This is a genomic window from Sphingobium sp. AP49 (assembly GCF_000281715.2).
Taxonomy (GTDB): domain Bacteria; phylum Pseudomonadota; class Alphaproteobacteria; order Sphingomonadales; family Sphingomonadaceae; genus Sphingobium.
Window position 1 is genome coordinate 572,395 of sequence record NZ_CP124576.1, and the last position, 14,670, is coordinate 587,064.

Here is a 14,670-nt window from a genome sequence, read left to right on the forward strand (position 1 = left end):
TACCACGGAGCGGAGCGGGTCAGGCGGCGGTACCGCCGACCGTAAGGCCTTCCAGCAGCAGTGTCGGCTGGCCGACGCCGGCGGGGACGCTCTGGCCACCCTTGCCGCACATGCCGATGCCTTCGTCCAGCGCCCAGTCATGGCCGATGCCAATCACCTTCGTGAGCGCGGTCGGGCCATCGCCGATCAGGGTTGCACCCTTGATCGGATCGGTGAGCTTGCCATTCTCGACCTTGTAGGCTTCGGTGCAGGAGAAGACGAACTTGCCCGAGACAATGTCGACCTGACCGCCGCCGAAGCTCTTGGCGAAGATGCCGGACTTGACGCGCGACAGCAGCTCTTCCGGATCGTCCTGCCCGCCCTTGATGAAGGTGTTGGTCATGCGCGGCATCGGGGCGTGGGCGTAGGATTCACGGCGGCCATTGCCCGTCGGCGCCACGCCCATCAGCCGGGCGTTGAGGCGATCCTGCATATAGCCCTTGAGGATGCCGTCCTCGATCAGGACATTTTCCTGGGTCGGCGTGCCTTCGTCGTCGATCGACAGCGAGCCGCGACGATCGAGGATGCTGCCATCGTCGACCACGGTGACGCCGGGGGCAGCGACGCGCTGGCCGATGCGGCCGGAAAAGGCGCTGGTGCCCTTGCGGTTGAAGTCGCCTTCCAGGCCATGGCCGATCGCTTCATGCACCAGCACACCGGGCCATCCCGGCCCACACAGGACCGTCATCTCGCCGGCGGGTGCGGCGACCGAGCGGAGATTGACCTGCGCCTGGGCCAGCGCCTCGTCGATGGCGCGGTTCCAGACCTTGGGGTCCATCACCTGGTCGTAGAGATAGCGGCCGCCAATGCCGAACACGCCGGTCTCGCGCCGGCCATTTTCTTCCAGGATGACCGAGACGTTGAGGCGGACGAGCGGGCGGATGTCGCTGGCGGTGAAACCATCGGCGCGGACGATCTCGACCACCGACCAGCTACCGGCCAGGCTGACGGACACCTGCGCGACGCGCGGGTCGCGGGCGCGGGCGGCGGCGTCGATTGCGGCGCATAGCGTCACCTTCTCGGCGAAGGGCACCAGTTCGAGCGGATTGGCGTCGGTGTAGAGGTGGCGGTTGGTGCGCTGGGGCGGCGGCGCGGGCTGGCCCTTGGCCGGATCGAGCAGGGTCAGCGTCTCCGCCGCCTTCCGGATTGCCGCTTCGCTGAGGTCGTTGGCATGGGCAAAGCCGGTCATCTCGCCCGACACACCGCGCAGGCCGAAACCGGCGTCGGTCGAATAATCGGCGGTTTTGAGGCGGCCGTCGTCGAAGCCGAAGCTCTCGCTGGCACGATATTGGAGATACAGCTCGCCATCGTCGCAGGCCTTGAGTGCCTGCGCGGTCAGGCGCCGCGCGCCATCGGGATCGAGCAGGCCCGGGCGATAAAGCAGGCCGCGGGCGTCAGTGAATTGCGAAGCGAGATCGGTCATGCCGCCCGATATAGGCGCGGCATGACGGATGCCCAATGGAAATTTTAGAGCGAGCCTTAGTGCCTGATCGTTTGAGGTGGAAGCGCGATGCGCTTCCGCCGATAACCTGAATCAGGCGCTATTCTCTAGCTTAGACCTTGATTCACACTTCAGGCCGATTCAGCCTGAAGCGATCAAGGTCTAGAGACTGGCGCCCGAGGCGATGTCCGGCTTGCTGCCGATTTCACCATTGTCGGCGACGCCGCCGGCCAGCACGAAGCGGCGATCGCAATAGCCGCAATCGACATAGCCATGCTCGTCGATTTCCAGGAAGACGCGCGGATGGCCAAGGGCGGCGGGAATGTCACCCGAACCGTCGCAGGAGACGCGGGACTTGGTGACTCGGATGATTTCGGGCGGCTGGATCATGGGAGGCGGAATTAGCAGTGGCAGCGCTGCGCCGCAATATGCGTCGCGTGCGATTACATCAGGGGGAAGCGGGGGGCGGTGCAGCCGGCGTCGGCGGTGGGCTTCGGCGCGATCTTTGCGCTCTGTATCGTGGGTTGCCAGTCGGCGCAGTCGCCGATCGCCATCACCGCAAAGGGCGAGAGCATCAGCAGGATCGGCGCGACGGAGCCGCCAAGGAAGAAGCTGATCGGCATGGGTGGAAGAATGCCGTACCCATGCTTGCTGCAGGATGAATGTTACGGGTGCGGAGTGGAGCTTGTCCTGCCGGGCGGCTGGCCTTGCTGTCGCTTGGGCCGGCTCTAAAGGCCGAGCGCTTCGCTGTCGCTTGGAAGTTTCGCCGGAAGCCGTCCCCGGACATCATGTCATATCTGGTGTCCTCGCAGCATAGCTGCTCGGAGTTTTTCGGCCGCCCGTCCCCCGGACGGGCTCTAAAGGCCGAAAACTGGTGGGCGATGACGGGCTCGAACCGCCGACATTCTCGGTGTAAACGAGACGCTCTACCAACTGAGCTAATCGCCCCCGTCGTGGGAATTTGGCGCTTCTAGGTGTTTTATACGGGCGGTCAAGCGTCGTTTCGCCCCGGATTGCACACATTGCGCCGTTAACCCTATTCCCAATTGCCCATGCCTGCCCGCAGAATCGGGATCATTACGCAGGCTTAACCTCTTTGAAACCGTTTAGAGGGAAAAGTGTTGCTTATATAAGACAAGATAAGTCTGAAGGGTTGCACATGATTCATATCGGCGTTTTACCCCAACAGGAACCAAGCGTGACTGCGGCTGATGTAGAGGCGTGGATTCGCGTGCAGCGGACCATCATCGAACGGCAGTTGACCCAGAAGGCGGCCGATGAGGATATCGTGCCACCGCCCTCCATCGGGACAATGCCCCAACCGGACCGGTGATGCGCGGGACCTTGACCGCGTCGGACTGAAGCAATCTGACGCCTGAAAAGGTCCTTAGTCAGGTTCTACACGGCCAGATAGCGTCGGCTTGCGCCGAACCACGCGATGAGCGCGTCCGCCGCCTCCTGTGCCAGGGCGATGAAGACGCGACGGCCATCCTGTGGGTCGGCCTGCCGCACGACCAGCCCCTTGTCGGTCAGTGTCCCGATCCAGCGCAGTGCCGTTGTCGGCGGCACAGCAGCGGCGATACAGAGGCTGGATACCGAGACCCTTTCCTGCTCCAATTGCGCCGCGAGCAAATCCAGTAGCATATCCCATGCCGGGTCGGCGAACAGGTCGCCAGGCAGAAAGTCGGCCCGGATACGCCTGGCCCGCAGCAGGTCGCGTACCTGTGATGCGTGAACCGGGGAGGCGCCAACTGGCGCACTGGCGCTGCCGATCGGCGCAAAGGTCGGGATACTGGCATAATCGCTTGCCCGGTCCGCCATATATGGCGCGGGGTCGTGACAGGTGCGCGGATTGACGGGTCAATGCTTCCAGCGTGCGGGCCATGCGGCCGACATCCTCGCTCAACTGTTGCAGGCGAAGGCTGTCGCGATCCATTTCATGCACCCGACCAGCCGGCGCCGGGCTTTGCGCGGCGAGCAGCAACGCGGCGGCCAATTCGGTCGGGTCGGGATTGCACAGCAACTGGGTCTGCCGACTGCGCAGACTGGCAAAGGCAAGGTCGACCGTGTCCCAGCCGGCGACCAGGATCATATGGGTACCGTCCCGCGCCGCCTGCGCCTCAATCCGGGGCAACAGGTCGGCCAGAGCGGCCGTCGGGGAAGGGCAGAAGAGCAGCAGCGCATCGCACCGGACCTGGGCTTCCAGCCGGGCGGGAGCATCGGCAAGCGTGCTGATACCCAGCAGGCGCATCCCTGCCGCCTGGGTCACGGGCGCCAGTTCCTGCACATCGAACCGATCCGCCACGATCAGAAGATTGGGCTGCGGCCCGGCATGACATGCCGACGCGGCGGGTTGAGCGTAGGAAAAATCTTCCACGATGATGCTCCTGTTCCGTCTTCGTTCCGATGGAATACAGCAAGAACGGAGCGAATCATCCGGATAAAGCGCCAATATGAACAGGAGCGCGGATTTTGCGGTCGGTTTGGTGTCGATCCCGACCGGATTGGAGCAGGTATGAAGGAAATTTCCTAGGGCTACACCGGCGCCGAACCATTTCCTCCATTACGGATCATATCGTCAGACGGCGGTCGCCCGCGCGAAATCGATATAGAGTGTGCGCAGGCGCGTGGCGATCGGCCCTGGAACCCCGTCGCCGACCGGCTGGCCGTCGATCTGCACGACGGACAGGCAGAAGGTCGAGGCGCTGGTGATGAAGGCTTCCCGTGCGGCCAGCGCTTCGGCCAGGGTGAAGGGACGACGGATGACGGCAAGGCCGCTTTCCTCCGCGAGGGCGGCCAGTGCGGCGCCGGTGCAGCCGGCGAGCACCGACTGGCTGTAGGGGCGGGTGAGGATGCCTTCGTCGGTGACGATGAAGGCCGTGGAGGAGGCGCCCTCCGTGATGAAGCCATCTTCGATCATCCAGGCTTCCTGGCAGCCGGCCTGCTTGGCGGCCATCTTGGCCATCGCCTGGGCGAGCAGACCGACGCTCTTGATATCGCGGCGCGCCCAGCGCAGGTCGGGCATCGAGGCGACGGCGATGCCGGTCGTCGCAGCGGGAACGTCAAGGAAGGCCTTGTTCTGCACAAACATGAACAGGGTCGGCTGGAGTCCGGCGGGCGGGATGAAGTCCCGCGTGACATCCGCGCCGCGCGTGATCTGGAGATAGACCAGGCCTTCGCCAAGGCCGTTATGCGCGACCAGGGCCTTTTGCGCCGCCTCGATCTCGTCCAGGGTCAGCGGCAGGGCGATGCCGATTTCGGTGCAGGAACGTTCCAGCCGGGCGAGATGGCTGGCACTGTCGACCAGCCGGCCATCGATCACGGCCGCCACTTCATAAATGCCGTCGGCAAACAGGAAACCGCGATCGAGCGGCGAGATGCGGACATCGTCGAGCGGCAGATACTGGCCGTTGAGATAGGCGACGGACATGGCAGAGGGCGATCCTTGGTCTGATGATTTGCGCCGCCGCTTTTGCCGCCGCGACGGCCGGGGTCAAGGCGGCGAAATAGGATTTTGCCCGCTTAACTTCGCATATTTCCCGTACATTATGACATTATCTTGCGCTGGCTTGATCCTATCGGAAAGCGAGGGGATGGCGCCGCCGATGATAGGGCAAAGCGCCGCCGTAGGACAGGCTCAGGCGGCCTTGCCCTTGAGCGCCTTTTGCCGGCGACGCTGGACCGAGGACCCGATGCCCATCGCCTCGCGATATTTGGCGACGGTGCGCCGTGCAATGTCCATGCCCTTGGCACGCAGCAGGTCGACCAGCGTGTCGTCGGAGAGGATCGCATGGGCCTCCTCGGTCGCGATCAGCGCTTTGATGTGACTCTTGACCGCTTCTGCTGAAACCGCGCCGTCCCCGTCGGATGCCGCGACGCCGCTGGTGAAGAAATATTTGAGTTCGTAGAAGCCGCGCGGGCAGGAGAGATATTTGTTCGAGGTGACCCGGCTGACGGTCGATTCATGCATCTGGATCGCGTCGGCAACGGCCTTGAGCGTCAGCGGCTTGAGATGGGCGACACCCTTGCGAAAGAAATCCTCCTGCTGGCGGACGATCTCGCTCGCGACCTTGATGATCGTCTTCTGCCGCTGATCGAGCGCCTTCACCAGCCAGTTGGCACTGGCAAGGCAGTCGGCGAGCCAGGCCTTGGAAGCGCGATCCTGCGCGCCGCTGGCCAGTTCGACATAATAGGTCCGATTGACCAGCACGCGCGGCAGCGTGTCGCTATTGACCTCTATGCCCCAGCCCGCCGCCGTCCGTGTCACGAACAGGTCGGGCGTTACGGGTGTCGCCCGGTCGCTGGCGAAGCGCAGTCCGGGCTTGGGATCATAGCCGCGCAGTTCGCGGATCATGTCGGCCAAATCCTCTTCGTCCACGGCGCAGATCCGGCGCAACTGCGGCAGGGCACCCCGGGCCAGCAGGTCGAGATTGGCGAGCAGGCGCTGGATGCAGGGATCATAGCGGTCGGCTTCCCTGGCTTGCAGCGCGAGGCACTCGGCAAGCGAACGGGCGCCCACCCCCGTGGGATCGAAGCTGTGGATAACCGTCAGCACCCGTTCGACATCGAACAGGGCAATGCCCATGGCATGGGCGGTTTCCAGCAGATTGGCTTCGAGATAGCCGGCCTCGCTGATCTGGCCGATCAACTGGGCCGCGATCAGCAGATCCATGCCCGACAGCGCGCTGCGGGCCTGATCCATCAGATGTTCCTGCAGGCTGGGTTCAGGGTTGGCAAAGCTGTCGAAATCGGGCGCCTCGCCGCTGGCGCTGCCACCGAGCATGTCGAGCGAGCCCGATCCGCCGCCGCCCGCCATGCGATCGCCCGGGCCATCGTCGATGAAGGTGTCGGCGCCATGATCGACGTCGAGCGGGCTATCGGCGCCGCCCAGCCCCTGGGCGATCAGGTCGTCGCTGCCGCCGGTTTCCGCCGACAGAAGCGGGGGTTCGACGATATGGTCGACCCCGCCGGCGTCACGGGGCGTTTCTTCGACCGGCAGGGTGTCGAGAAGCGGGTTCTTTTCCAGCTCTCCCGCGACGAATGCGTCAATTTCCAGATTAGACAGCGCCAGCAGCTTGATCGCCTGCTGCAACTGCGGCGTCATCACCAGAGACTGGCTCTGGCGGATGTCGAGGCGCGGTCCGAGCGCCATCAGCCCTGCCCGCCTTGATCTGCAAAGGGGCGGCGCATGATCATGTCAGAGCGAGAAATTCTCGCCCAGATAGAGGCGGCGGACATCGGCATTGGCCACCAGCTCGGTCGGGCTGCCGGCGAACAAGACCTGGCCGCTGTAGATGATGCAGGCGCGATCGACGATTTCCAGCGTCTCGCGGACATTATGGTCGGTGATGAGGACACCGATGCCGCGCGTCTTGAGCTGCTTCACCAGGTCGCGAATGTCGGCGATCGAGAGCGGATCGATGCCGGCAAAGGGTTCGTCGAGCAGCACGATCGAGGGATCGGCCGCGAGCGCGCGGGCGATTTCGCAGCGGCGCCGTTCACCGCCCGACAGCGCCATCGCAGCAGAGTCCCGCAGGCGGGTGAGACCGAATTCATCGAGCAGCTGTTCCAGCTTGGCGGCACGGGCCGCCTTGTCCGGTTCGGCCATTTCCAGCACCGCGCCAATATTCTGTTCGACCGTCAGGCCCCGGAAGATCGACGTTTCCTGCGGCAGATAGCCCAGGCCCAGGATCGCGCGGCGATACATGGGCAGGCCGGTAATATCCTGGCCATCGAGGATGATGCGGCCCTGGTCGGGACGGACGAGGCCCATCACCGAATAGAAACAGGTCGTCTTGCCCGCGCCATTGGGGCCGAGCAGGCCGACCACTTCGCCCTTGCCCACGGTCAGCGACACGTCGGACAGCACGACGCGCTTGTCATAGCTTTTGGCGATCGAGATGACGGACAGCCCCTCGCCCACTTCCTGCGGGGCGAGCGCGCGCGCCGAAGCGGCCCTGTCCTGGATCGTCACATCGTCCATCACATCATCCTTGCGCCGCCAAATTCGGGTGCGGGGGAAATGGGTCCGCCAGCGGCAATTGGCAAGCTTTGTGCATGGGATCGCCGTCGGAGCAAGGGGAAAATGCGTTGAAGATGAGAGGGGTGGCGCAGCCACCCCTCTCGGGCCGGGTCATTCGACCATGATGCGCGGACTGGGCAGGACCACGCCGACATCGCTGGCATAGGCGTCCCATGCCTGTTCCAGTGCCGCCTTGCGCGTGGGTTCACGGCTGGAAAGATCGGTGGTTTCGCCCGGATCGGCGGCGATGTTGAACAGATGCCATTGGCCATCGCCGGCATCGGTGATCTTCCAGTCGCCCTGGCGCAGCGCGCGCGAACCGAACAATTCGGTGCCGATCGCCTCGCTGGCGGGGTGGACGGTTGGCGCCTTGCCGGCGAGCCAGGGTGCCCAACTGGTCCCCCGGATCGGCTGAACCGTGCGGCCCTGGAACGTCCCCTTGGGCTGGGCGATGCCGGCCAGGTCGAGCAATGTGGGGGCGACATCCATGACATTGAGATAATCATGGGCGATGCTGCCGGGCTTCTTCACCGCCGGGCCGGAGAGGAAGGCGGTGGTGCGAGTGCCACCCTCGGTCGCGAATGCCTTGTACAGCCAGGACGGCGTGGTCGCCGCCTGCGCCCAGCCGGGGCCATAGCTGATATAGCTGCTGTCCTTGCCGAGATTGTCATAGCTGTTGTCGGCCGCCTCGGCGCGGGCGCGGAAGCGGGGATTTTTGGCGTGGACCAGATCCATCCCCTCGGCGCCATTGTCGGCGAGGAAGAGGATGACGGTGTTGTCGAATTCGCCGCTGGCCTTGAGCGCATCGATCACCCGGCCGACATTCTGGTCGAGCCGGTCGACCATCGCGGCATAGATTTCCATCGTGCGCGATGCGGTCTTCTTCTCGTCCGGGGTCAAGTTCGCCCAGGGCTTGCTGTTTTCAAGCGGGTGCTGGGCGGCATTGGCCGGGACCAGGCCGAGCGCGACCTGCTTCTTCAGACGCGCGGCCCGTAGTGCCTCATAGCCCGCTTCATAGCGGCCCTGATATTTGGCGATGGTTTCGGCCGGGGCCTGCAGCGGCCAGTGTGGCGCGGTGAAGGCGAGATAGGCGAAGAAGGGCTTGTCATCCTTCGTGGCCTTGATCTGGTCGATCAGCTTGGTCGCGAAGGCGTCGGAGGAATAATAGTCGCTGGGCAGGCTGACGAGCGTGCGGCCATCCTCGCGATAGGTCGTCGCGCCCAGCTTGGGCGTGGCCGAAATATCGGTGCCATAATGATTGCCCGCCCCTTGCAGCAGAGCGAAGCTGTGCTGGAAACCGCGCGCATGAGGATCCTGCTCGGGCGTGAGGCCGAGATGCCATTTGCCCGAGAAAAGGGTGCGATAGCCGCCGGCGGTCAATATTTCGGGCAGGGCAGCGATATCGGTGCGCAGATAGCCCTCATGGCCGGGCTTGCCGACCTGATTGGGGGCCTGCATTTCCGCCATGGTGCCAAGGCCGGCGCGATGATTGTCGGTGCCCGACATGAGCATCGACCGGGTCGGCGAGCAGGTGGGCGCGGTGTGGAAGCCGGTGAGGCGCACGCCCGAGAGGGCCAGGCGATCGAGATTGGGCGTGGCGATTTCGCTGCCGAAGGCGCCGAGATCGGAATAGCCGAGGTCATCGGCGACGATCACCAGGAAATTGGGCCGCTTTTCCCGCGCCGCCGCAGGCGTGGTGAGGGCGGTGGCCAGTGCCAGGCTGGCAAGGACAGTGCGTAGCTTCATCATGGATTCCGTGAAAAGGGGCCGCGTCCGGAAGGAGCGCGGCCCAGTGTACCGAAGTTCAGGGGCGGGGTTGGGGGTGAGCGATCCCCGCTCAGGCCGCTTCGGTGGCCTTGGGTTCCTTCTTGATGTTGCGGCTGTTGCGACCGTCGATCGATACGGGGACGGTGCCGGCGATGGTGGCACGGCGCAACTGGCGATGTTGGGTACCGAAATCGGCGATCGCGCGATGCTGGGTGGCGCGGTTGTCCCAGATGGCGACGTCGCCGGGCTGCCAGCTCCAGCGCACGGTATTTTCCGGCTTGGTGATGGCATCCTGGAAGGTGGCGAAGAGGCGCTGGCTATCGGCCTGGTTCAGGCCGACGAACTGCTTGAAGAAATGGCCCAGGATCAGCGAGCGTTCGCCGCTTTCGGGATGGACATGGACCAGCGGGTGTTCCGTCTCATAGACGGTCGAGGCAAAGACTTCGCGATAGCGCTTTGCCGCTTCCTCATTGCCGTCGTTGATGACTGCGGCATAGTCGTAGAGGTTGGTGTGGACCGCCCACAGGCTGTTGGCCAATTGGCGCAGGGGTTCGGACAGTTCCTCATAAGCGGCGACCGCATTGGCCCAGAGCGTGTCGCCGCCGGCCTGCGGGATGACGATGGCGCGCAGGATCGAGGATTCAGGATAGTTGGGAACGAAGGTGACGTCGGTGTGCCAGCTCGATGCGGCGCGGCCTTCCTTGGAATCCAGTTCCAGCAGATATTTGGAGCCGGGCACGACCGGGACGGTCGGATGGGCGACCGGCTTGCCGAAGCGTTCGGCAAAGGCTTCCTGGCCGGCATCGTCGAGATGATGCTGGGCGCGGAAGAAGATCACCTTGTGGCGGACGAGCGCGGCGCGGATCGCGGCGATGGTGGCGTCGTCGAGGTCGCCGCCGAGCGCGACGCCGCGAATCTCCGCGCCGATGCGGCCGGCGACGGGAACGACATCGAGCGGACCGTCGGCATCGGCGGCGTTGAGGAAGCTCTGGGTCAATATGGTCATGGCAGGTCTCCTTGAGATTATGCGTGGACGGTCAGGCGGGGATCGCGTCGCGCTGGTCTAGGGCGCGGCGGATTTCGGCATGGGCGGCTTCGTCGAGCGGGAAGCGCCAGATGATGAGGGTGGCGATGATGTGGGCCAGGGCCGGGCCGAGGGCGAAGACATATTTCAGCCCTTCGAGCGCGGCCGGATCATTGTGGGGACCGGCGGCAAAGCCGAGCCAGGCGATGAGGGGCAGGGCGATGCCGATGCCGATCGCCGGGCCGAGCTTGGCCGACAGGGCGAAGACCGAGAAGAACAGGCCGGTGCGGTCATGGCCGGTGCGCAGGCGATGGGCGTCGGCGACGTCGGCGACCATGGCGCGCAGCATGAGGTTGCCCGATCCCTGGGTCAGCCCCTGGGCGATGGTGAGGGCGAGCAGCAGCGGCAGGCCGCCGGGGAAGACGAAGAGCAGGCCGATATTGATCGCCGCCTGCGCGATTTCGCCGGTGATCGCCGCCTGGCGCTTGCCGATGCGGGTGCCGATGCGCAGCCAGATCGGCGCGGCGGCGACGCCGAAAATGAACTGGAGCAGATAGAGGCCGCTGGCCCAGGCGGGCAGGCCCATATACCAGACGGCGAAGAAGACGATCAGGCTGGCGCGGATCGACTGGCCGGCGGTGACCACCGCGTCGGAGGCGAGGACGCGCAACAGCAGCCGGTCGGAGAAGATGACGCTGGTGGCGCGCCAGAAGCTTTGGCGGACCGGCGGGGTGGCGGGCACGGGCGGTTCGGGCACGGAAAAGAGGGTGAGGAACAGGCTGGGGATCAGCGTGGCGATGATGAAGCCGCCGACCAGCTGGAGCTTCAGCGTGCCATTGCCCGGTTCGAACTGGTCGAGAATGGTCGGCAGCACCAGCACGGCGAGCAGACCGATGGCGCGCAGCAGCGCCTGGTAGCTGACGACCCGGGTGCGGCCATGATAATGGCGCGACAGTTCCCCGGCCCAGGCGGAGGCCGGTATCTCGATCATCGACCAGCCAAGATAGAAGAAGAAGAGGGCCGCGCCGAGATAGGCGGGTGTCACCAGCGCGGCGGGCGGGAAGAAGAGCAGCGCGGAGGACAGGCCGAACAGCAGGCCGCCGGCCGCGATCCACGGGCGGCGCCGGCCAAAGCGGCTGCGGGTGCGGTCGCTGAGCGCGCCGACCAGCGGATCGGCGCTGACATCCCAGATCCGGCCCAAGAGGAAGATGAAGCCGATGGCCGCGAGCGACAGGCCGAACTGGGTGGCGTAAAGCTGCGGCACGAACAGGGCGAGCGGCAGGCCGGCGCCGGCGATCGGCACCGCGATCGAGGCGAAGCCGGTGAGGCGCAGGCGCGAGAGCTCCCCCTCCCCGACGCGCGCGGGTTCCGGTCGGACGATGCTCCGGTCATCCAGATAGTCTGCGTAGGGAAGGGTAGCCATGATCTTGCCTCCTGATTGGGGGTCAGAATTTGCTGCGCAGGGTGACGCCGATGGTGCGGGGGTCGCCGACGGTGGCGGTGACGAGGCCGGTGTTCGCGACCGAGAGCGTGTCGACATAATCCTTGTCGAACAGGTTCTTGGCCCAGAGCGACAGGTCGATCAGGCCATCGTCGAGCCGCACGCCGATGCGCGCATTGGCGACGCCGTAGCTCGGCACCAGCGAATAGCGGCTGTCCGACACGGCGGTGTAGTAGGAGGAGCGCCAGCTATAGTCGGCACGCCCGTACAACTCCGCATCGCCCCATTTGGTGGCGCCGAGCGGGATGGCGAAGTCGCCGCCGGCGCTCCACGACCATTCGGGCACGCCCGACAGAGGCTTGCCGCTGAGATCGGTGACCGGCGAGCCGCCGGTGGTGGGATTCAGCGCCTCGACCGGAGTCGGGCCGTTCTTGAAGTCGACATAATAGGCGTCGGTATAGGCGACCGAGGCGTTGAGGTTGACATGGCTGCTCACCGCCAGCGCGCCGTCCAGCTCAAAGCCGCGCGCGCGCGCCTCGGGAATGTTGGTGATATAGTTGCGGGTGCTGTTGGTGCCGACAATCTGTTCGGTGATCGCGGTCTGATAGTCGAAGATATTGGTCCAGAAGGCGGCGGCATTCAGCGTCGCGCGCCCACCCCAGAACTGGCTCTTCACCCCGGCTTCATAATTGTCGACCTTTTCCGGGCCGACATCGGGGCTGACCCCGGCGGGGATGTTGGTGAGGTTGAGGCCGCCCGACTTGTTGCCGCGCGAATAGCTGGCATAGACCAGTATGTCCGGCGTCACCTTGTAGGACAGGGTGGCCAGGCCCGAGAGGCTGTCGTCGGTGAAGCCGGTCGAATAGCTGGCGACGGGGTTGAGGCTGTTGCGCAGCGCGATCGCGGCGGTGCGTTGGGCGGCGGTCAGGGTGGAGAGGTCATTCCCTTCCGCCCACCACTGGCTGTAGCTGCCCTGTTTCTTCTCATGCGTGTAGCGCAGGCCGAGCGTGACCGACAGGCTGTCGGGGATGATGGCGTAACTGGCCTGGCCGAACAGCGCGGCGCTCTTGGTCTCCGGGTTGGAGCTGGAGCGGGCGACGAAGCCGTTGACCGCCGCATTGCTGACCACCGGATCGGCGGTGGGGAACAGCCAGAGCGGCGCATCCACGCCATAGCCCGCCGCGCCCGATCCCTTGATGATCTGCCAGAAATAATAGGCGCCCAGCACATAGGAAAGACGGGTGTCGCCATTGGAGGCGAGGCGGAATTCCTGGCTGAACTGGCGCTGGTTATTTTCCTGATGGTTGAGCGTGTTGACCGACAATGAGGTGACGTCGCTGTCGTTGCGCGGATACCAGTTCCAGGCGCGATAGGCGGTGATGGAGCTCAAAGTCACCGGGCCGACATCCCAGTCGGCCTTGGCCGAAACGCCCCACTGGTTCATGTTCGCCTGGAACTGACCGTCGACATCGACCTTGCGGGCGAAGGGATCGGTCGGCAGCGGGGTATAGCCGGCGCGCGCGGCACGGACGTTGAAATTATTGGCGATCGTGCGCCCGTCATCATAGGTGGTGAAGACCGTGCTGGGCAGGCGGGTGCAGCAATTGAGCGTCTGCTTGGCATAGTCGCCGATCAGGCGCAGGCTGAACCCCTCCCCCTGGGTCAGCAGCAATTGGCCGCGCGCGGTGAAATTGTCGTAATCATGGACTTTCTTGCCGTTGTAGACATTGGTCAGGAAGCCATCGCGATGGGTGTCGGCGATGCTGACGCGCACCGCCGCCCAGTCGGTGAGGCCGCCGGTGACCGTGCCGCGTAGCTGATGAAAGCCATAGTCGCCCAGCGTCGCTTCCACCTGGCCGCCGAAATCGAAGCTGGGCTGGCGGGTGGTGATGTTGATCGCGCCGGCCGTGGTGTTCTTGCCGAACAACGTGCCCTGCGGCCCGCGCAGCACCTCGATCTGCTGCAGGTCGACCAGGTCGAACTGGCTGGCGCCGACACGGCCATAATAGACATCGTCGATATAGACGCCGACGCCATTTTCCAGGCCGTCATTGGTCAGCGCGACATTGGAGCCGAGGCCGCGAATGTTGATGTTGGTGTTGCGGGGATTGAAGCTGAACAGCTGGAGGCTGGGCGCGACCTGCTGCACGGCGGCGAGCGTATAGTCGCCGCGCTGTTCCAGCAGTTCGCCACCGACGACGCTGAGCGCGACCGGCACGTCCTGTGCATTTTCGGCGCGGCGGCGGGCGGTGACGACGATCGGTGTCCCGATGTCGCCTTCATCCAGCGCGGCTTCAGGGGCTGGGGCGGCAGCATTTGCTGTCGGGACATCGGCTGCCTGGGCGGCGATGGGCAGTAGGCCGGTGGCGACGCCGGCGAGCAGCAGGCGACGCAGAAAAAGGCCGTGCCGGGGTCGGCTGGGCGCGGAAAGATCGGACATGAAGAAACTTACTCCCTGAATTTTTTGTCTGTTTTTCGCGTGGCGCAGGGCTGCGGGCGCAACGCATCGTCGCGCACGGCGCTGGGGCCGTAGAGCGCGGCGGCCGCCTGCAGCAGCGACACGGAATAGGCCGGGCGTGGTGACGGGCGCCGGCCATGTGGGTCCACGGGCATGCAATCCCCCTTTCCCGCGCGAGCGAACGGCGGAAGGACGGGCGGATGGAGGCGCGCTGATAAGCAGCGCGCTGCGTGGCGGGCGTCAGCCCCTAATGTCTATGTGGATGGCACATCGTTTCATTCCCCGTTCCAAGTTGGGGGGAACACGAAGCTGGCGTCGTCGCCCGGGCATCGTGCGCTTTAGCTGTTGGTCACGCGGAGCAAGCTGCATCCCAATCAAAAGCCGCGGGTCCGATGCCGATGTCGTCATCCGGGCGGGGACCAGTCCGCTCCGTTCAGGCAATCTCTACTTATAAGATAGAGTGTTTGGCTCAACCAAG

General features: G+C 64.9%; 13 protein-coding genes and 1 tRNA gene. 2 read left to right on the forward strand and 12 right to left on the reverse strand.

Annotated elements, in window-relative coordinates; all coding sequences use genetic code 11:
- Window positions 1-19: 19 nt before the first annotated feature.
- The 4 genes from tldD to PMI04_RS02775 all read right to left on the reverse strand — a co-directional run bounded on the left by tldD (window position 20) and on the right by PMI04_RS02775 (window position 2,428).
- Window positions 20-1,462 (reverse strand): metalloprotease TldD, encoded by a 1,443-nt coding sequence (gene tldD / locus PMI04_RS02760; protein ID WP_007709510.1) that lies wholly within the window; start codon window positions 1,460-1,462, stop codon window positions 20-22.
- A 180-nt stretch (window positions 1,463-1,642) separates the two neighbouring features.
- Window positions 1,643-1,870 carry a zinc-finger domain-containing protein gene (locus PMI04_RS02765; RefSeq protein ID WP_007709509.1) on the reverse strand — a complete coding sequence of 76 codons (228 nt, stop codon included), beginning with the start codon at window positions 1,868-1,870 and terminating at the stop codon, window positions 1,643-1,645.
- A gap of 53 nt (window positions 1,871-1,923) precedes the next feature.
- The gene (locus PMI04_RS02770; protein WP_007709508.1) at window positions 1,924-2,103 is read right to left on the reverse strand and encodes a hypothetical protein; all 180 of its coding nucleotides are present in this window, start codon (window positions 2,101-2,103) and stop codon (window positions 1,924-1,926) included.
- 249 nt (window positions 2,104-2,352) lie between these two features.
- Window positions 2,353-2,428, reverse strand: a tRNA-Val gene (locus PMI04_RS02775).
- A 250-nt stretch (window positions 2,429-2,678) separates the two neighbouring features.
- Between PMI04_RS02775 and PMI04_RS02780 the strand changes: the two genes are divergently transcribed.
- Window positions 2,679-2,813: a hypothetical protein gene (locus PMI04_RS02780; RefSeq protein WP_274517624.1), complete on the forward strand. Its 135-nt coding sequence runs from the start codon at window positions 2,679-2,681 to the stop codon at window positions 2,811-2,813.
- Between the two features lie 65 nt (window positions 2,814-2,878).
- Here the strand turns inward: PMI04_RS02780 and PMI04_RS02785 are convergent, their stop codons facing one another.
- The gene (locus PMI04_RS02785; protein WP_007709506.1) at window positions 2,879-3,301 is read right to left on the reverse strand and encodes a winged helix DNA-binding protein; all 423 of its coding nucleotides are present in this window, start codon (window positions 3,299-3,301) and stop codon (window positions 2,879-2,881) included.
- A gap of 22 nt (window positions 3,302-3,323) precedes the next feature.
- Between PMI04_RS02785 and PMI04_RS02790 the strand changes: the two genes are divergently transcribed.
- Window positions 3,324-4,013 (forward strand): hypothetical protein, encoded by a 690-nt coding sequence (locus PMI04_RS02790; RefSeq protein WP_238535911.1) that lies wholly within the window; start codon window positions 3,324-3,326, stop codon window positions 4,011-4,013.
- A 45-nt stretch (window positions 4,014-4,058) separates the two neighbouring features.
- Here the strand turns inward: PMI04_RS02790 and PMI04_RS02795 are convergent, their stop codons facing one another.
- The 7 genes from PMI04_RS02795 to PMI04_RS02825 all read right to left on the reverse strand — a co-directional run bounded on the left by PMI04_RS02795 (window position 4,059) and on the right by PMI04_RS02825 (window position 14,174).
- Window positions 4,059-4,910: a D-amino-acid transaminase gene (locus PMI04_RS02795; protein WP_007709505.1), complete on the reverse strand. Its 852-nt coding sequence runs from the start codon at window positions 4,908-4,910 to the stop codon at window positions 4,059-4,061.
- Window positions 4,911-5,117: 207 nt separating this feature from the next.
- Window positions 5,118-6,632 (reverse strand): RNA polymerase factor sigma-54, encoded by a 1,515-nt coding sequence (gene rpoN, locus PMI04_RS02800; protein ID WP_007709504.1) that lies wholly within the window; start codon window positions 6,630-6,632, stop codon window positions 5,118-5,120.
- A gap of 45 nt (window positions 6,633-6,677) precedes the next feature.
- Window positions 6,678-7,463, reverse strand: a complete 786-nt coding sequence (gene lptB / locus PMI04_RS02805; protein WP_007709503.1) for an LPS export ABC transporter ATP-binding protein — start codon at window positions 7,461-7,463, stop codon at window positions 6,678-6,680.
- 150 nt (window positions 7,464-7,613) lie between these two features.
- Window positions 7,614-9,248 carry an arylsulfatase gene (locus PMI04_RS02810; protein ID WP_007709502.1) on the reverse strand — a complete coding sequence of 545 codons (1,635 nt, stop codon included), beginning with the start codon at window positions 9,246-9,248 and terminating at the stop codon, window positions 7,614-7,616.
- A 91-nt stretch (window positions 9,249-9,339) separates the two neighbouring features.
- The gene (locus tag PMI04_RS02815) at window positions 9,340-10,275 is read right to left on the reverse strand and encodes a TauD/TfdA family dioxygenase (RefSeq protein ID WP_007709501.1); all 936 of its coding nucleotides are present in this window, start codon (window positions 10,273-10,275) and stop codon (window positions 9,340-9,342) included.
- Between the two features lie 31 nt (window positions 10,276-10,306).
- The gene (locus PMI04_RS02820; protein WP_007709500.1) at window positions 10,307-11,716 is read right to left on the reverse strand and encodes an MFS transporter; all 1,410 of its coding nucleotides are present in this window, start codon (window positions 11,714-11,716) and stop codon (window positions 10,307-10,309) included.
- A 22-nt stretch (window positions 11,717-11,738) separates the two neighbouring features.
- A complete protein-coding gene (locus PMI04_RS02825; protein WP_007709499.1) occupies window positions 11,739-14,174 on the reverse strand; it encodes a TonB-dependent receptor in 2,436 nt (811 codons plus the stop codon).
- Window positions 14,175-14,670: the final 496 nt, after the last annotated feature.

What these genes read in the sequence shown, in the direction of transcription:
- tldD (WP_007709510.1), bottom strand. Translation starts at nt 1,462, where the DNA reads ATGACCGATCTCGCTTCGCAATTCACTGACGCCCGCGGCCTGCTTTAT.
- PMI04_RS02765 (WP_007709509.1), bottom strand. Translation starts at nt 1,870, where the DNA reads ATGATCCAGCCGCCCGAAATCATCCGAGTCACCAAGTCCCGCGTCTCC.
- PMI04_RS02770 (WP_007709508.1), bottom strand. Translation starts at nt 2,103, where the DNA reads ATGCCGATCAGCTTCTTCCTTGGCGGCTCCGTCGCGCCGATCCTGCTG.
- PMI04_RS02785 (WP_007709506.1), bottom strand. Translation starts at nt 3,301, where the DNA reads ATGGCGGACCGGGCAAGCGATTATGCCAGTATCCCGACCTTTGCGCCG.
- PMI04_RS02795 (WP_007709505.1), bottom strand. Translation starts at nt 4,910, where the DNA reads ATGTCCGTCGCCTATCTCAACGGCCAGTATCTGCCGCTCGACGATGTC.
- rpoN (WP_007709504.1), bottom strand. Translation starts at nt 6,632, where the DNA reads ATGGCGCTCGGACCGCGCCTCGACATCCGCCAGAGCCAGTCTCTGGTG.
- lptB (WP_007709503.1), bottom strand. Translation starts at nt 7,463, where the DNA reads ATGGACGATGTGACGATCCAGGACAGGGCCGCTTCGGCGCGCGCGCTC.
- PMI04_RS02810 (WP_007709502.1), bottom strand. Translation starts at nt 9,248, where the DNA reads ATGAAGCTACGCACTGTCCTTGCCAGCCTGGCACTGGCCACCGCCCTC.
- PMI04_RS02815 (WP_007709501.1), bottom strand. Translation starts at nt 10,275, where the DNA reads ATGACCATATTGACCCAGAGCTTCCTCAACGCCGCCGATGCCGACGGT.
- PMI04_RS02820 (WP_007709500.1), bottom strand. Translation starts at nt 11,716, where the DNA reads ATGGCTACCCTTCCCTACGCAGACTATCTGGATGACCGGAGCATCGTC.
- PMI04_RS02825 (WP_007709499.1), bottom strand. Translation starts at nt 14,174, where the DNA reads ATGTCCGATCTTTCCGCGCCCAGCCGACCCCGGCACGGCCTTTTTCTG.